This is a genomic window from Micromonospora sp. NPDC047753 (assembly GCF_040642735.1).
Lineage (GTDB): Bacteria > Actinomycetota > Actinomycetes > Mycobacteriales > Micromonosporaceae > Micromonospora.
In genome coordinates this window covers 1-14,759 of sequence record NZ_JBEYSL010000126.1, presented here as the reverse complement: position 1 = coordinate 14,759, position 14,759 = coordinate 1, and the positions used below count along the sequence as shown (strand labels likewise).

The window sequence follows — 14,759 nt, the reverse complement described above, 5'->3', positions numbered from 1 at the left end:
CTGTGGTTCCGTCGCTCAGCACGGTGTCCTGGAGCATCCCGCGGGCCCGTACGTGCGGGTCGGCGACCGACTCGCTCAGCGTCCGTACCGGAGCGGCCACCAGCCCGGCGCCGGTCAGCACGTCGACCGCCTCGGTGACCGGGCGTCCCGCGCACCAGCCGGCCACGACGAGGTTGACCGCGTCGCGGTTGGCGATCCGCTGGTCGCCGGTCCGGAACCCGTCGGCGTCGGCGAGTTCGGGGCGGCCGATCGTGCGGGCCAGTACCCGCCAGTGCTTGTTCAGCGCGACGACGAGGTAGAGATGCCCGTCGGCGCACGCGTAGACGTTCGACGGCACCGCGAACGGGGTCTCGTTGCCGTGCCTGCCGGGTGGGGCCCCGGCGGCGGCGAGGGTTGGCAGGCCGCTGCTACCGAACAGGAGAGCGTCCAGCATGGACACGTCGACGTGCTGACCCTCGCCGGACCGGTCCCGATGGGCGAGCGCGGCAAGAGCCCCGATCGCGGCGTGCAGCCCGGCCAGCTCGTCGGCGATGAAGGTGGGCGCACGCACCGGATCGCCGTCGACCGGCCCGTTGAGCGCCATCCAGCCGCCGGCCGCCTGCACCACCGGGTCGTACGCGGGCCGGTCCCGGCCGGGACCGTACTGGCCCCACCCGGAGACGGACACGAACACCACGTCCGGGCGGACGGCACGGCAGTCGGCGTATCCGGCGCCCCACCTGGCGAGCGTGCCCGGTCGGTAGTTCTCGACCACCACGTCGGCCACCTGGACCAGCCGCAGGAACTCGGCGCGACCCTCGGCCGTCCGCAGGTCGAGGCCGAGGCTGCGCTTGTTGCGGTGCACCGTCTGGCGGAACCAGGACAGCGAGGTGCCCGGGATCACCGGGGGCACCTCACCGTCGCGGCCGTGCGCCAGTTCCACCCGGATCACGTCCGCGCCCAGGTCGGCCAGGACGCAGGTGGCCAAAGGCCCGGACCACACCTTCGTCACGTCGAGCACGCGGACGCCGTGCAGCGGCCCGGACAGGTCGGTCCGCGCTTCGGCGTAGAAGTCCTCGGCCCGCATGTCAGAGCCGCTGCAGCAGTGAGGCGGTGCCGAGGGAGCCCCCGCAGCACATGGTGATCAGCGCCGACTCCCGGCCGGAGCGCTCCAGTTCGTGCAGTGCGGTCACCAGCAGCCGGGTGCCGGTGGAACCGAGCGGGTGGCCGAGGGCTATCGCCCCGCCGTTCGGGTTGACGCGTTCCGGGTCCGCACCGTACGCCGCCTGCCAGGTGAGCACGACGCCGGCGAACGCCTCGTTGACCTCGTACAGGTCGATGTCGTTGATCTTGCGCCCGGCCCGGGCGAGCAGCCGACCGGTGGCGGCGACCGGACCATCCAGCAGGTAGTACGGGTCAGCGCCGGTGACCACCTGGTGGCTGATCCGCGCCCGCGGGCGCAGGCCGGCGGCGCGGGCCCGCCCCTGGGACATCCACAACACGGCCGAGGCGCCGTCGGAGATCTGCGACGTGGTCCCGGCGGTGTGCACCCCTCCCTCGATGGTCGGCGCCAGCGCGGCCAGCCCTGCGGCGGTCGTCGGGCGCAGCCCCTCGTCGCGCTCGACCAGACGGACCGCACCGGTGGGGCTGCCGTCGCCGTTGAGCACCGGCGCGCGCACCGGCGTCACCTCCTCGGCGAACCGGCCATCGGCCCAGGCCGCGGCGGCCCGCCGCTGGGACGCCAACCCGTACGCGTCGGCGTCGGCGCGGGTGATGCCCTCGCGCCGGGCGATCCGCTCCGCGCCACCGAACTGCGCCTGGGGCGGGTCGTCCCACGGATAGTCGGCTGTCTTGTAGTGCCCGGGGCCCTGGTAGAGATTCGTGCCGACCGGCACCCGGCTCATCGACTCGACGCCGCAGGCGATGCCGACGTCGATCTCCCCGGCCGCGATCAGCGCGGCCACCAGGTGATTGGCCTGGTGGGCCGACCCGCAGGACACGTCCACTGTGGTGCATCCGACAGCCGGGTCGTGTCCGGTGCTGAGCCAGGCGTTGCGGGTGACGTTGAGGCTCTGCTCGCCGGACTGCGTGACGCACCCGCCGATGATCTGTTCCACGTCGGACGGGTCGGTGCCGGTCTCGTCCAACACCGCCAGCAGCACGTGCCGCAGCAGTTCCACCGCCTTGAGACCGGCCAGCGCGCCACCCCGCCGCCCGATCGGCGTACGGGTGGCCGCGACCATGACCGGCAGCCGCTCACCGGACGCGATCACGCGTCGGTCCGCAGCGTGATGGCGAGCTTGGGGCAGCCCCGGGCCGCGATCTCCGTCGCCGGCCACAGTGCGGGCGCCGGGTGTTCCGCGCGGACCCGGAGCACGTCGTCCTCGCCCAACTCGAACACCTCCGGGGCGGCGTCGGCGCACAGGCCGTTGCCGTCACACTGGTCGAAATCGACGATGACGTGCACGAGTGCCTCCCCGGGTCCGTATCCGACGCCATCGTCGCCGCCCGGCCCGTACGGGCGCATCTTCAAAATTGCCGCCTCGCATTTCCGGTGCCCCTTCTTCTCGCACGTTGCGGAATGCGCCGACAAATGGCGACGCCGGCCCCCGTGGGCATTAGCGTGCCTCTATGCGGCTGGACGACAGCGACGAAGAAGGCGAATTCCGGGCCGAGCTACGCGCCTGGTTGCGCGCGCATGTGCCGGCCCCCTCCGCGGGTCCGCCACAGCCGTGGCCGGAGCCGGAGATGCGGCAGTGGAGCGCCACCCTCGGCAAGGCCGGGTACGCCGGCCTGACGTGGCCGCGGGAGCACGGCGGGCGGGGCCTGCCACCGCTGTACCAGGCGATCCACGCCGAGGAGAGCACGCTGGCCGGCGCCCCGGACCACCTCAACGTCATCGGCCTGCACATGGTCGGTCCCACGCTGATCCGGTACGGCACCGCCGCCCAGAAGGCCGTCAACCTCCCGGGGATCCTGTCCGGCGACATCATCTTCTGCCAGGGTTTCTCGGAGCCGGAGGCTGGCTCGGACCTGGCCGCGGTGCGCACCCGGGCGGAGCGGACCGCGCACGGGTGGACGGTCACCGGCGAGAAGGTGTGGTCGTCGTACGCCCATCTCGCCGACCGCTGTCTCCTGCTGGCCCGCACCGAACCCGACGCGCCCAAGCATCGCGGCCTGACCTGTTTCCTGCTCGACATGCGCGCCCCCGGCGTCGAGGTGCGCCCGCTGCGCCAGATCTCCGGTGACACCGACTTCAGCGAGATCGTGCTGACCGGCGTGGAACTGCCCGAGGACAGCGTGGTGGGTGCGCGCGGCGAAGGCTGGAAGGTGGCGCTCACGACGCTCTCGCACGAACGCGGCACGTTCGGCATCACGCTCACCGCTCGCCTGGCGGTGCAACTGGACCGGCTGATCCGTACCGCGCACGCGGTCGGTGCCACCGCCGACCAGGCCGTGCGTCGGGAGATCGCCGATCTGCACGTGCGGCTTCAGGGGTTGCGCTTCACCGGTTACCGCGCGCTCGCGCAGCTGGAACGGGGCGGGGAGCCCGGCCCGGAGAGCTCGGTGCTCAAGCTGCGCTGGTCGCAGACCCACCAGCAGATGTGCCGGCTGGGACTGCGGCTGGTGCAGGGCGACACCGTCGGACACGCCGGGCAGTGGGCGGCGTACTGGCGGCAGGCGCAGCTTCGCAGCCGCGCGAACACCGTCGAGGGCGGCACCTCGGAGATCCTGCGCGGGATCGTCGCCGAACGTGTTCTCGGCCTGCCTCGACACCGTTAGGAGAGCGCACCATGGACTTCGCCACCACCACCGAACAGCGGGACCTGGCCGACGCGGCCCGACGCCACCTGAGCGAGCGCTTCCCACCGTCCCGGCTCGCCGCGACGGCGGATCACGGCCTCCTCGATCCGGAGGACTGGGCCGCGCTGGACCGACAGGGCTGGCTGGACGCGGAACTCGGACCGGTGGATCTCGCCCTGCTCGCCGAGGAGAGCGGGCGGGCGCTGCTCCCCCAACCCTGGGTCGGCACGGCCGGATCGGCTCTGCCGGTGTACCAGTCGGCGGGGCTGCCGCTACCCGGACCGGCCGCGCTGGTCGATTCCTCGGACACGTGCGCCGCGCACGACACGCCGGACTGGCGGATCAGCGGGAGCGCACCCGGCGTGGTCGACGCGCACCTGGCCACGGAACTGGTGGTGGCCGCCACGACCCGCCAGGGGGTGGCGCTGTTCGGCGTCGCGCCCTCGGAGGTCTCCATCGCCGAGCGGGACGACATCGATCCACTGCGCCGGTACGCCACCGTCCGGTTGCTGCACGCGCCCGCCCGACTGCTCGCCGACCCCGGCCGCACCGCCGAGCTGCTGCCCGCGCTGCGGTTGCGAAGCGCCATGTTGCTGGCCTGCGAGGCGGTGGGGGTCGCGGACGGCGCCCTGGCCGAAGCCGTGCGGTACGCCGGAACCCGGACCCAGTTCGGCCAGCCGATCGGGTCGTTCCAGGCGGTGGCACACCAGCTGGCCGAGGCGTACGCGGAGATCGAGACCGCACGGTCGCTGGCCTACCGGGCGGCGGTGACGCTGAACGGCGACGGCGCCGCCGAGGCGGTGGCCTGTGCCGCCGTGGCCGGTCCGCGCGCGGCCGTGCTGGCCTGCGAGGTGGCCCTGCAGGTCTGCGGTGGCATCGCCATGACCTGGGAGTTCGGCCTGCACTTGCGCTACCGGCGGGCGCTGTGGCTGGACGCCCACCGGGTCACCTCCGTGCCACCGCACGACGTGCTCGCGGCCCTGCTGCTGAGCTGACCGCCGGCGCTCACCGCCGAATCGAGAGGACGACACATGTCGTTGCAGCTGCACTGGTTCCTGCCCACGCACGGGGACGGACGCGAGGTGGCCCAGCCCTCCTCCGGCCCGCCACCGCCCGGCGCGCGCCGCGACGTCGACCCGGACTACCTGCGTCAGGTCGCCCTCGCGGCGGACCGATTCGGTTTCACCGGAATGCTCGTGCCGTTCGGCATGTTCTGCGAGGACCCGTGGCTGGTGTCGGCCGCGCTCGCCGCGGACACCCGGCGGATCCGCTTCATGGTGGCGATGCGCCCCGGGCTCATCTCGCCGGTGCTGGCCGCGCAGTCGGCGGCGACCCTTCAACGTCTCTCCGGCGGCCGCCTCCAGCTCAACGTGGTCACCGGCGGCGACGCCGACGAGCAGCGGCGCTACGGCGACTGGTTGTCGCACGACGAACGGTACGCCCGCACCGGCGAGTTCCTCGACGTGTTCCGCCGAGCCTGGACCGGTGAGCGGTTCGACCACACCGGCACGCACTACCGCATCCGCGCGGGCCTGCTCACCCGGCCGTACCCGGTCGCTCCGGAGATCTTCGTCGGCGGCTCCTCCGACGCGGCCCGGGAGGTGGCCGCCGCGCACGCCGACGTGCTGCTGGCCTGGGGCGAGCCACCGGCGGCCATGGCGGAGGCGATGGGCCGGGCCCGCGAGCTCGCCGACGCGCACGGACGCACGCTGAGCTTCGGCACCCGCTTCCACGTCATCGCCCGGGACACCTCCGCACAGGCCTGGCAGGTGGCGCGGCAACTGGTCGACGGCATGGACCCGGCGCGGATCCGGCAGGCGCAGCAGCGCTTCCGATCCACCGAGTCGCAGGGGCAGCAGCGGATGGCGGCGCTGCACGGTGGGCGTACCGACGACCTGGAGGTCTACCCGAACGTCTGGGCCGGGTACGGCCTGGTCCGTCCCGGCGTGGGCACCGCGCTGGTGGGCAGCCACGAGGACGTGGCGGACCGGATCGAGGAATACCACCGGCTCGGCCTGGACCACCTGATCCTGTCGGCGCAGCCGCACCTCGAAGAGGCCTACGTCGTCGGGGAGGGCGTGCTCCCGCTGCTGCGCAAGCGCGGCGTGCTCGCCGGCTGACGCCGGCCCCGGACACGTCGGTGCCCCGGCCCAGAAGGGCCGGGGCACCGAATTTCCTGGATCAGACCTCCGAGGCGGTGCCGACGGCGTCGGGCTGCCACGCCGGCACCTCCGGTGCCGGACGGCGGCTGCGGGTCAGCACCCGGAGCATCATCGCGGGTCGCATCAGGGCCTGTGGCGGCTCGACGAGCCCCGCCACCCGCATGAAGGTCCGCGTCACCTGCGGGTCGCGGGTCGCGGCCGCCTGCATCTTGGCCATGTACGCGTTCGCCATCCGCACCTTGAACGGTCGCTGGCCCTGCACCTGCGGGAAGCTCAGGTCACCACCCGCCGAGATCTCCCAGGGCACGTCGGTGACCGCGGACACGGCCTGTTGGAAGTCGGTCGGCCGGGGTGCCGTGCCGCCGGCCAGGTGGTCGCGCAGGGTCAGCGCCTCCAACGCCGCCACTGTCATGCCCTGGCCGTAGACCGGGTTGAAGCTGCACGCCGCGTCGCCGAGGACCAGGAAGCCGTCCGGCAGCCGGGACAACCGCTCGTAGTGGCGACGGACGCTGGCCGGGTACCGCAGGGACACGGGCTCGTCCAGCGGCTCGGCGTCCTGGATGGCCTGGTAGATGTCCGGAACCGGCAGCGACTTGACGAACTCCAGGAATCCGGCCGGGTCGGCCGGCGCGCTGTCGCCGAGCACCCCGGTCAGAGAGACGATGCACCGGCCGCCGTCGATGCGGGACAGGAAGGCGCCACGGGGGTGCGACGGCGACGACACCGGGTTGATCGACAGGTCGCCCTTCAGAACATCGTCAGAGGCCAGCCGATAGAGGCGGGTCGTGTAGGTCAGGTCGATCCGGATCCGGTCCTCGTCCGGCCGGCTGTACCCCAGTTCCTCCAGCCAGACCGGGGTGCGCGACCCGCGGCCGGTGGCGTCGACCACCAGATCCGCAGTGATCGTCTCCTCGGCCGCGCCGTCGCGCCCCTGCACCCGCGCCCCGGTGACCCGCCGGCGGTCCGGGGTGGTGGTCAGTCCGACGATGTCGCGCTCTTCGGCGAAGCGTACGGCCGGAAGCTCGGCCACCCGTTGGCGCACCAGCTGCTCCAGCACGGGACGGGCGGCCGACACGCAGGTCAGCCCGGTACTGGCCGGCGCCAGCGGGCGTCCGTTGAAGAACCACCGCAGCTCGCCCAGGTCGCCGGTCGGCACCCCGGCGGCCACCGCCTCCGCTGTGAAACCGGGAAACAGTTCGTCGAGGATCTGCTGGCCCCGGGCGAGCAGACCGTGCACGTGCCGGCCCTGTGACACGCCACGTCGGGCCGTGGAGACGCCGGTGAGCCGGTCGCGGTCGACGATGACCACCTCGGCGTACGCGTCGGCCAGCACCCGCGCCGCGAGCAGGCCCGCCATGCTGCCGCCGAGAACGACGGCACGCTCTCCCACCTGTGCGCTCACGGCTGCCCCTTCCTGGCCTGGTTGCTCACGACTCGCCGCGCGGGCTGTTCTGGTAAGCCGCCAGCAGCCACTCGCCGTCGCGCTCGACGAGGATCCAGGACGCCCGGATGGCCCGGGCCGGCGACACGTCCTCGGTGCCGGGCTCCAGGACACCGCCCTCGGTCGTCAGCACCGCGACGCCGGGCGCGATGAGGCGGGCGTCGACCGGCGTGCCGGTGACCCGGGTGCCCTTGAGCTGGCCCTGGAACGCCTGCTCCATGTATCCGCGGATCTTGTCCCGGCCTTGGCAGAAGACCCCGGGCAGGATCATGGTCGCGTCCTCGGTGAACGTGCGGGCGAACGCGTCGGCGTCGTGCTCCGCCCACGCGGTGACGATGTGCCGCGGTACCGCGGCCACGGCGGCCTGAGCCTCGGCGTTGAAGGTGCTCGTGGTCATTCTGGTGTCCTTTCTCGGCGGCTCAGAGATAGAGGGTGTCGGGTTCGAGGCCGCACAGGATCCGGCCGTACAGCTCGGTGTTGGTGTCCGGGTTCATCAGCGCGTGCAGGTTGACCGCCTGCACGTCGCGGGCGATGCGCTGGATGGGCACGTCGTCGTAGAGCGAGGAGCCGCCGCTGGCGCCGGCGAGAATGCCGACCGCCTCCCTCGCCAGGCGGCACGCGGCTCCCAGGTCGGCCCGGGCACGGGCGCGCTCCGCCAGGCTCCACGGCTGGCCGCCGGCCGACTTGTCGTCGACCTGCGCGGTGAGGCGGTGCACGTGGAACTCGGCCTCGTCGGTCTTCAGCTCCGCCTCGGCCACCTGGCGATGGGTCAACGGCGCCTCGGCCTGCTTCTCGTACCCCGTGTAGGTGATCTTGCGCTCGGGCAGCCGCTCGAGGAACGTCTCACCGGCCGCGCGGGCCAGGCCCAGCACGGTGCCCACCGACGACGCGGAGGCAACCGGCAGCAGCGGCGCCCGGTACATGGCGGGCGCGCCGGCCGCGTCCGGTCCGGTCCGGCCCTGGAGCACCACCGGCAGCGGCAGGAACCGCTCCGCCGGCACGAACAGGTCCTGGGCGACAGTGCTGACGCTGCCCGTGCCGCGCAGGCCGGACGTGTGCCAGTCGTCGACGATCTGCAACTCGGACGTCCGCACCAGCGCCATCACCGGCATGGGCGGACCATCACCGCCGACCAGCACCGCGATGATCTCCTGCCAGTGGCTGTGCAACGCGCCGCTGATGAAGCCCCACTTGCCGTTGACGACGATGCCCCCATCAGCCGGGACCGCCATGGCGGACGGGCTCAGGGTGCCGCAGATCCGCACGTTCGGCGTGGAGAAGACCTCCTCCTGCACCGCCTCGGGGAACAGGCCGGCCATCCACGTCGGAATCCAGTAGACGGAGGCGGTCCACGCGGTGGCACCGTCGGCCCGGCCGAGCGCGGTCGCGACGTCGGCGAGCGTGCGGGTGTCGGCCTCGTAGCCGCCGAACCGCTTCGGCACCCGCAGCTTGAAGACCCCGGCGTCGGCCAGGGCCTCGATCGTTTCGTCGGGCAGTCGGCGGTCCCGCTCGGCCTGCACGCCGTTCTTGCGCAGCAGCGGGGCGAGGTCCGTGACGCGCGCGACGATCTCCTCGCGCCTGGGTGTGTCGGTGGTGGTCAGCACGGCGGCTCCCTGAGGTCGTCGGTGGATGTCAGGCGGCGGGCACGGGGGCGGTCAGCCGGACCGGCAGCGTCCGGTGGCCGTTCATGATGAAGGTGGGCAACGGCTGCAGGTCGGCGACCGGCACCGCCAGCGCGATGTCGGGAAAGCGCTCGAACAGCGAGGAGAGACCGGTGGTCGCGACCGCCCGGGCCACCCCGGCGCCGAGGCAGTAGTGCGGTCCGTGGCCGAAGGAGAGGTGTTCCTTGTCGGCGCGCTTCAGGTCGAAGCGGTCGGAGTCGTCGCCGTGCAGGGCGGGGTCGCGACCCACCGCGCTGTAGTTGATCAGGATGGGATCGCCCTGCGGGATCGTCACGCCGTCCAGCTCGATGTCCTCGACGGCGTACCGCAGCGGCAGGTGCGCCAGCGGGGACTCGACCCGCAGCGTCTCGTCGATGACGTCGTTCCAGGTGGCCTCGCCGGACAGCACGAGATCCCGCTGCTCCGGGTTGCTGAGCAGGGCCGTGATGGCGTTGTCGAAGAAGTTGATGGTGGTCTCGGAGCCGGCGCCGAGGATGGCGAAGATGGTGTCCGTCAACTCCTCCTCGCTGAGCCGGGAACCGTCCTCGTCACGCGCGGCGATGAGGTCGCTGGTGATGTCCTCACCCGGGTTCTCCCGTTTGGTGGCGATGAGATCGGCCATCGCGCCGCGCCAGCCGGCCAGCACGGCCTGCGCCTGCTCCGGGGTGACGGTGGTGTCGACCATCATGTCGATCACCTTCGCCGTCTTGGCGCGAGCCTCCTCGGACATGCCGATGAGGTCGGCCACCAGGCGGGCCGGCAGCGGGTACGCGAACCGCTCACGCAGGTCCACCACCTCACCGGGGGCGGCGGCGGCCAGACCGTCGAGAAGCTCCTCAGTGATCTTGGCGATCCACGGCCGGATCGCCTCCGTACGCCTCGGGGTGAACGCCTTGCCGACCAGCTTGCGCAGCCGCACATGGTCCTTGCCGTACGCGGTGACCATGTTGTCCATCGCGATCCAGCTGATCATTTCCCAGTCCGGCGGGATCTCGCCGTTGATGAACGCCGGCCAGTGGTTGCGGGCGCTCTTCGTCACCCGCGGATCGGTGAGCAGTTGCTTGATCACCGCATAGCTGTTGATCGACCACGCCACCACGCCGCCGGGCAGAACCACCTGAGTAGCGGCGCCCTGCGAACGCAGCTTAGCGGCCTCACCGTGGATATCTTTTCCGGTGGTGTCCAGAGAAAACGGGCAACTGTCCATGGATGACTCCCAGTTTCGGCGGAGTGTTTCGGCCACGCGCCGGTCCGCCCGGCGAAGCCGATGTGCCCGTTCCGTGGGGCGCAGCGGATCGACCGGTGGCGTTGCACGAGCGTGTCATCAGCCGATCCGGCGATGCATCTCTCGGTGTGCGCACTCGGTGGCGGCCTGCGAGAACGCACATGTCAGGTGCGGCGAGGGCAGCCGAGGTCGGGGCGCGAAGACCCGGCTGGCGACGGCGTCGTGTTCCTCGCCGGCATGCTCGGTGACGAGTCGCCCGCCGACGGGGGAGCGCTGGCGTTCCCGCCAGGCCGGAGCGCGGCTCGATGCCGCGCTCCTCTGCGGTGTCGGCCACTACAGTGGCCAACATGTCCGTACGTCCGCCTCTTGCCGAACAGTTCGATCTGCGCCCGCATCCCGAAGGCGGCTGGTTCAGGGAAACTTATCGGTCCGCTGTCACGTTCGAGCCCGATGGCTACCCGGGCAGCCGTGCCGCCGCGACGGCGATCCTCTTTCTGCTCGAGCCGGGTGACTCGTCGGCCTGGCACACCGTGCGGTCGGACGAGATCTGGTTCTGGCACTCGGGCGGGCCGCTGGCGCTGACAGTCGGTAGGGACAGTCGGCCGACGATCCTGAGTGCCGAGTGCCCGCAGATCCTGGTTCCGGCGGGCGAGTGGCAGTCCGCGAAACCGGCGGGCGACGAGCACGTCCTCGTCAGTTGTGTGGTGAGTCCAGGCTTCGATTTCGCCGACTTCACCATGCCGTGAGCACGCCCCCTGGCCTCCCCTCCTGCGCCGGGAGGGCAGCGCGGCGACACCGCCACGCCCCTTCGTTCAGTCGCTGACCCTGCTGCGGGACTGGTAGACCAGATCCTGGTACTCGGGATGCCGGTCGATCCATCCCGCGATGAACGGGCAGGTGGCCAGGACGAGCAGATGCGCGGCACGGGCTTCGTCCAGGGCCGTGCGGGCCAGTGCCGACCCGACCCCCTTGCCCTCGTATTCCGGCGAGACCTCGGTGTGCACGAACGCGACGAGTTCCGCGGTGCGGATGTACTGTGCGAAGCCGGCGACCCTGGACTCCCCGTCGACCCGGGCCTCGTACCGGTTGGCCTCGGGAGCGTCCGTCACTTCCACCATCTCGTGTCCTCCATACGGCGCGCCGGAATCGACCTTGTCCGCGTACTCGTGAACGTCACAGTTGTCGGTCCTCACCTAACAGGGCCACGGTGCCACCGGAGGGGATCATCCTCCAGCACGCAGCGGTCCCAGTTCCCGAGGTCCGCAGCGGCCTCGTAGCTGGTGCGGAGGAACTCGGCGACCGCGCGGTCGGGGTCCGGTGCGGCGCGGGCGGCCTCGTAGGGCAGGAGGAACTGCTGGAACTCGGAACTGTAGTAGGCGCCTTCGGGACCGATCTGCCGCTCGGCGAACCCGTCGGGTGCGGGGTAGGCGTACGAGTAGAAGGCGCCTTCCTCGCCGCCGCCGGGCCAGAACCCGCAGCTGGACAGTTCGCGGGAGTAGCCCTCGACCATCACCCAGTCCCCGCAGTTGGGCACACCCCCGGGGTGTGGCGGGGCCGACCGGCCGGAGAAGCGGGTGCAGGCGAGGTCCATCCCGCCCCAGAAGAAGTGCACCGGACTGACCTTGCCCACGAAATGCGACCGGAACTCGCCGATGACCCGATTCGCCTGCAACAGCTGACGCCAGAACAGGGCGGCCGCGTCGCCGTGGTAGGAGGCGTGGTCGTGGTCCTCAGCGAACGGGATCGCCGGGTCTACCTCGTTGGGGTACGGCCGGATCGGTGCCTCGATCCCGAGTTCGTCGAGCATGGCCATGACCCGCGAGTAGAACTCGGCGACCGGCATCGGCCGGAGTGCGAGGCTCCGCGCGCCGCCGTCGCTGGTGCGAACGTCGAGCCGATGGCCGATGAAGTCGAACTCGATCTCGAAGGCTCCCGTGCCGTACGGGATGGCGGACGTCGTCAACCCGCGCGGGCTCACGTACAGGGTCACCTGCCACCAGTGGTTGAGGAACGGAGCGTGTGCCATGCGGATCTTGCCCACGATCTGGGTCCACATGTGCACTGTGTCGCGGGTGGCGGTCCAGTCCGAGACCCGCAGGCTCGGCCAGGTCGTCGTTGCCGGGCTCGTCATCACTACTCACATCCTTGGCGCTGTCACGAGAGGGTGACAGAGGTGTTGTCGTGGACCGGTCGCCGCGTCAGCGGTACTCGGGGTTGGCGGCGTCCGGATGAGCTCCTGCCTCCCAGGCCGTGCGCTGGTTGCCGTAGGCCGGGAAGCCACCAGCGCTGCGCATCATCGACGCGAGGTGGAGCAGGTTGTAGGTCATGAACGCGGTATTACGGTTGGTGAAGTCGTTCTCCGGCCCGCCGGAGCCCTCGTCGAGGTAGGACGGGCCGGGGCCGACCTCGCCGAGCCAGCCAGCGTCCGCCTGCGGCGGGACGGTGAAGCCGATGTGCTGCAAGCTGTAGAGAATGCTCATCGCGCAGTGCTTCAGGCCATCCTCGTTGCCCGTGAGCAGGCAGCCTCCGACACGCCCGTAGTAAGCGTACTGGCCCTGCTCGTTGAGCACGCCGGAGTAGCCGTAGAGCCGCTCGATCACCCGACGGGTCACCGAACTGTTGTCGCCGAGCCAGATCGGCCCGGCGATGACCAGGATGTCGGCGGCGAGTACCCGGGTCAGCAACGCGGGCCATTCGTCGGTGTCCCACCCGTGCTCGGTCATATCGGGTCGGACGCCGGTGGCGATGTCGTGGTCGACCGCGCGGATCTGGTCCACGGCGACCCCGTTCGCCTCCATGATCGCCACACTGCGATCGATCAGCCCCTGGGTGTGGCTACGCCCGGCGGAACGGTTGAGGGTGCAGTTGATGTACATCGCTCGCAACCCGGTGAAGTCGGGCTTCTCGATCACCGACGCGGTCATGGGCGGGCCTTCCTGGTTGTCGGTCGCGCCCCCGGCCGGCTCGGTCCGCTCAACGAGCGTCGCACCCTGGCAGGGTCCGACGACGCACCGTCCAGCTCCCGAGCGCCTCCGCGCTGAGCGTCCCTGCGACCGCCGCGATCGACGCGGGTGTGACGCGGCGATCGTGCGGTGACCACCCCAGTATTCGGCGCTCACCGGCGAGCGAACAGTGACACCACGTCACAGGCGATCGTGACACCACGCCACTGGCGCGTGCCGGATCACGATCTGAACCCCGACCGGCCGAGCGGTCGGGGGCCCATCAGGCGCGGGCCTGCGTGGGCTCGGGCCGCGACGCATCGCGTTGACCCGGCAGCACCCCGTAGTTAGCGTTAACAAGTCCGTCCAGTCTGGAGACAAACGTAACCGGCCAAGGAGGATCAATTGAGACTGCGACAGCCAAGACCACGTCTCGGGCGGAGTCGGAAGGGCAGAGGTGTCGCGGTCCTGGCACTGGGTGCGCTTCTTTCGGTCTCGATCGCGGCAACGCCCTCGTACGCCGCCGAGGAGCAACTCGCCCAAGGCCTGGTGCACCACTTCGCCCTCGACGAGACCAGTGGGACGACGTTGGTCAACTCGGGTAGCGCGGGTGCGGCGGCGAACGCCACGCTCGTGAATCCCGAGAAGGCGGCCCTGACCGGCGAAGGAGTCAGGTTCAACCCCGACTCCTACGAAAGCGCCCTCGACGGCGCATACGTGGCGCTGCCGAACGACATCACCGCCGGCATGTCCAACCTCACCGTGGACTACGACGTGTGGGTCGACCCGGCGAACGTCGGCGAGCACCAGATGTGGGGCTTCGGCCGTAAGTCCGGCTCGTGTGACGCCGACACCGGCGCCGAGGGCTCCATCTTCGCGTCGAACACCCAGCGCTTCCGCGTCGCGGTGGGTCCGACGAACCTCCAACAGAGCCGGGTCCGCATGCTCGAGAGAGCGTGGACCCATGTCACCTACACCCAGTCACTGAACTCGGATGGGATGAGCTGGACCGGCAGGGTCTACCTCGACGGTGTGCTGCACGCGACGTCGACGAACCTGACGACGGCGCCGTCGGTGAACGCCGCGGGGACCAACTGCAACTTCCTCGGACGCTCGCAGACAGCGGGCCACTACTCGTTCCGCGGAACGATCCGGGACTTCCGGGTGTACGACCGGGCCGTGAGTCTCGACGAGACACTCCTCCTGGCAGAGAAGACGGTCTCCGACGGCGTTCGCGCCGACGCCGCGGCCATCGACCTCGGCCGCACCAGTGCGGTCGTACGCGACCTCGTTCTGCCCAAGGTCGGCTCCGTGGCGGGCTCGGCCATCACCTGGACGAGTTCCGACCCGTCCGTCCTCGAGGTCAACACCCCGCCGGCCGTCGCCAGCGCCCGCAAGGTAGCGGTGACCGGCAGGATCACCCGGCCCGCACAGGGACAGGCCGACGCGACAGCCACGCTGACGGCGACTGTCCGCAAGGGGGCGTTCTCGTCGAGGGCGACTTCGCCCCGTCCAGCGACACCGCCGCCCACGCCTACGTCTACC

General features: G+C 71.2%; 15 protein-coding genes. 5 read left to right on the top strand and 10 right to left on the bottom strand.

All coding sequences use genetic code 11. From position 1 onward, the window contains the following. From ABZ749_RS13535 to ABZ749_RS13525, 3 genes are all read right to left on the bottom strand, one after another. On the bottom strand, positions 1 to 1,066 hold a 1,066-nt coding region (locus tag ABZ749_RS13535; protein ID WP_357227208.1), incomplete at its 3' end, for a CoA transferase. A 1-nt stretch (position 1,067) separates the two neighbouring features. Next, positions 1,068 to 2,222: a steroid 3-ketoacyl-CoA thiolase gene (locus tag ABZ749_RS13530; RefSeq protein ID WP_357227213.1), complete on the bottom strand. Its 1,155-nt coding sequence runs from the start codon at positions 2,220 to 2,222 to the stop codon at positions 1,068 to 1,070. A gap of 26 nt (positions 2,223 to 2,248) precedes the next feature. Further along, complete coding sequence (locus tag ABZ749_RS13525; RefSeq protein ID WP_355008676.1) at positions 2,249 to 2,446, bottom strand: ferredoxin; 198 nt, start codon at positions 2,444 to 2,446, stop codon at positions 2,249 to 2,251. Positions 2,447 to 2,610: 164 nt separating this feature from the next. On the opposite strand from ABZ749_RS13525, the gene ABZ749_RS13520 reads away from it, so the two are divergent. From ABZ749_RS13520 to ABZ749_RS13510, 3 genes are read left to right on the top strand one after another with little or no spacing between them, the layout of a single operon-like run. Beyond that, positions 2,611 to 3,762, top strand: coding sequence for an acyl-CoA dehydrogenase family protein (locus ABZ749_RS13520; protein ID WP_357227205.1), 1,152 nt, complete (start codon positions 2,611 to 2,613; stop codon positions 3,760 to 3,762). An 11-nt stretch (positions 3,763 to 3,773) separates the two neighbouring features. Continuing rightward, on the top strand, positions 3,774 to 4,778 hold the full coding sequence (locus ABZ749_RS13515; protein WP_357227203.1) for an acyl-CoA dehydrogenase family protein: 1,005 nt from the start codon (positions 3,774 to 3,776) through the stop codon (positions 4,776 to 4,778). Positions 4,779 to 4,814: 36 nt separating this feature from the next. Continuing rightward, complete coding sequence (locus tag ABZ749_RS13510; RefSeq protein WP_355008673.1) at positions 4,815 to 5,903, top strand: LLM class flavin-dependent oxidoreductase; 1,089 nt, start codon at positions 4,815 to 4,817, stop codon at positions 5,901 to 5,903. A gap of 61 nt (positions 5,904 to 5,964) precedes the next feature. Here ABZ749_RS13510 and ABZ749_RS13505 read toward each other — a convergent pair whose 3' ends face one another. The 4 genes from ABZ749_RS13505 to ABZ749_RS13490 are packed head-to-tail and all read right to left on the bottom strand — an operon-like array spanning position 5,965 to position 10,254. Further along, positions 5,965 to 7,347 carry an FAD-dependent monooxygenase gene (locus tag ABZ749_RS13505; RefSeq protein WP_357227201.1) on the bottom strand — a complete coding sequence of 461 codons (1,383 nt, stop codon included), beginning with the start codon at positions 7,345 to 7,347 and terminating at the stop codon, positions 5,965 to 5,967. 25 nt (positions 7,348 to 7,372) lie between these two features. After that, positions 7,373 to 7,783: an SgcJ/EcaC family oxidoreductase gene (locus ABZ749_RS13500; protein WP_357227199.1), complete on the bottom strand. Its 411-nt coding sequence runs from the start codon at positions 7,781 to 7,783 to the stop codon at positions 7,373 to 7,375. Between the two features lie 22 nt (positions 7,784 to 7,805). Next, complete coding sequence (locus tag ABZ749_RS13495) at positions 7,806 to 8,987, bottom strand: acyl-CoA dehydrogenase family protein (protein ID WP_357227210.1); 1,182 nt, start codon at positions 8,985 to 8,987, stop codon at positions 7,806 to 7,808. Between the two features lie 31 nt (positions 8,988 to 9,018). Continuing rightward, on the bottom strand, positions 9,019 to 10,254 hold the full coding sequence (locus ABZ749_RS13490) for a cytochrome P450 (RefSeq protein ID WP_357194157.1): 1,236 nt from the start codon (positions 10,252 to 10,254) through the stop codon (positions 9,019 to 9,021). A 365-nt stretch (positions 10,255 to 10,619) separates the two neighbouring features. Here ABZ749_RS13490 and ABZ749_RS13485 point away from each other — a divergent pair, with 365 nt between their 5' ends. Continuing rightward, the gene (locus ABZ749_RS13485; protein ID WP_357227197.1) at positions 10,620 to 11,018 is read left to right on the top strand and encodes a cupin domain-containing protein; all 399 of its coding nucleotides are present in this window, start codon (positions 10,620 to 10,622) and stop codon (positions 11,016 to 11,018) included. A 66-nt stretch (positions 11,019 to 11,084) separates the two neighbouring features. Here the strand turns inward: ABZ749_RS13485 and ABZ749_RS13480 are convergent, their stop codons facing one another. The 3 genes from ABZ749_RS13480 to ABZ749_RS13470 all read right to left on the bottom strand — a co-directional run bounded on the left by ABZ749_RS13480 (position 11,085) and on the right by ABZ749_RS13470 (position 13,196). After that, positions 11,085 to 11,390 carry a GNAT family N-acetyltransferase gene (locus ABZ749_RS13480; protein ID WP_357227195.1) on the bottom strand — a complete coding sequence of 102 codons (306 nt, stop codon included), beginning with the start codon at positions 11,388 to 11,390 and terminating at the stop codon, positions 11,085 to 11,087. 71 nt (positions 11,391 to 11,461) lie between these two features. After that, a complete protein-coding gene (locus ABZ749_RS13475; protein ID WP_357227193.1) occupies positions 11,462 to 12,403 on the bottom strand; it encodes a DUF5996 family protein in 942 nt (313 codons plus the stop codon). 67 nt (positions 12,404 to 12,470) lie between these two features. Continuing rightward, positions 12,471 to 13,196, bottom strand: coding sequence for a flavodoxin family protein (locus ABZ749_RS13470; protein WP_357227191.1), 726 nt, complete (start codon positions 13,194 to 13,196; stop codon positions 12,471 to 12,473). A gap of 423 nt (positions 13,197 to 13,619) precedes the next feature. Between ABZ749_RS13470 and ABZ749_RS13465 the strand changes: the two genes are divergently transcribed. After that, positions 13,620 to 14,759 (top strand): LamG domain-containing protein (locus ABZ749_RS13465; RefSeq protein ID WP_357227188.1); only part of this gene is annotated, 1,140 nt, incomplete at its 3' end.

What these genes read in the sequence shown, in the direction of transcription:
- ABZ749_RS13530 (WP_357227213.1), bottom strand. Translation starts at nt 2,222, where the DNA reads ATGGTCGCGGCCACCCGTACGCCGATCGGGCGGCGGGGTGGCGCGCTG.
- ABZ749_RS13520 (WP_357227205.1), top strand. Translation starts at nt 2,611, where the DNA reads ATGCGGCTGGACGACAGCGACGAAGAAGGCGAATTCCGGGCCGAGCTA.
- ABZ749_RS13515 (WP_357227203.1), top strand. Translation starts at nt 3,774, where the DNA reads ATGGACTTCGCCACCACCACCGAACAGCGGGACCTGGCCGACGCGGCC.
- ABZ749_RS13510 (WP_355008673.1), top strand. Translation starts at nt 4,815, where the DNA reads ATGTCGTTGCAGCTGCACTGGTTCCTGCCCACGCACGGGGACGGACGC.
- ABZ749_RS13500 (WP_357227199.1), bottom strand. Translation starts at nt 7,783, where the DNA reads ATGACCACGAGCACCTTCAACGCCGAGGCTCAGGCCGCCGTGGCCGCG.
- ABZ749_RS13490 (WP_357194157.1), bottom strand. Translation starts at nt 10,254, where the DNA reads ATGGACAGTTGCCCGTTTTCTCTGGACACCACCGGAAAAGATATCCAC.
- ABZ749_RS13485 (WP_357227197.1), top strand. Translation starts at nt 10,620, where the DNA reads ATGTCCGTACGTCCGCCTCTTGCCGAACAGTTCGATCTGCGCCCGCAT.
- ABZ749_RS13480 (WP_357227195.1), bottom strand. Translation starts at nt 11,390, where the DNA reads ATGGTGGAAGTGACGGACGCTCCCGAGGCCAACCGGTACGAGGCCCGG.
- ABZ749_RS13475 (WP_357227193.1), bottom strand. Translation starts at nt 12,403, where the DNA reads ATGACGAGCCCGGCAACGACGACCTGGCCGAGCCTGCGGGTCTCGGAC.
- ABZ749_RS13470 (WP_357227191.1), bottom strand. Translation starts at nt 13,196, where the DNA reads ATGACCGCGTCGGTGATCGAGAAGCCCGACTTCACCGGGTTGCGAGCG.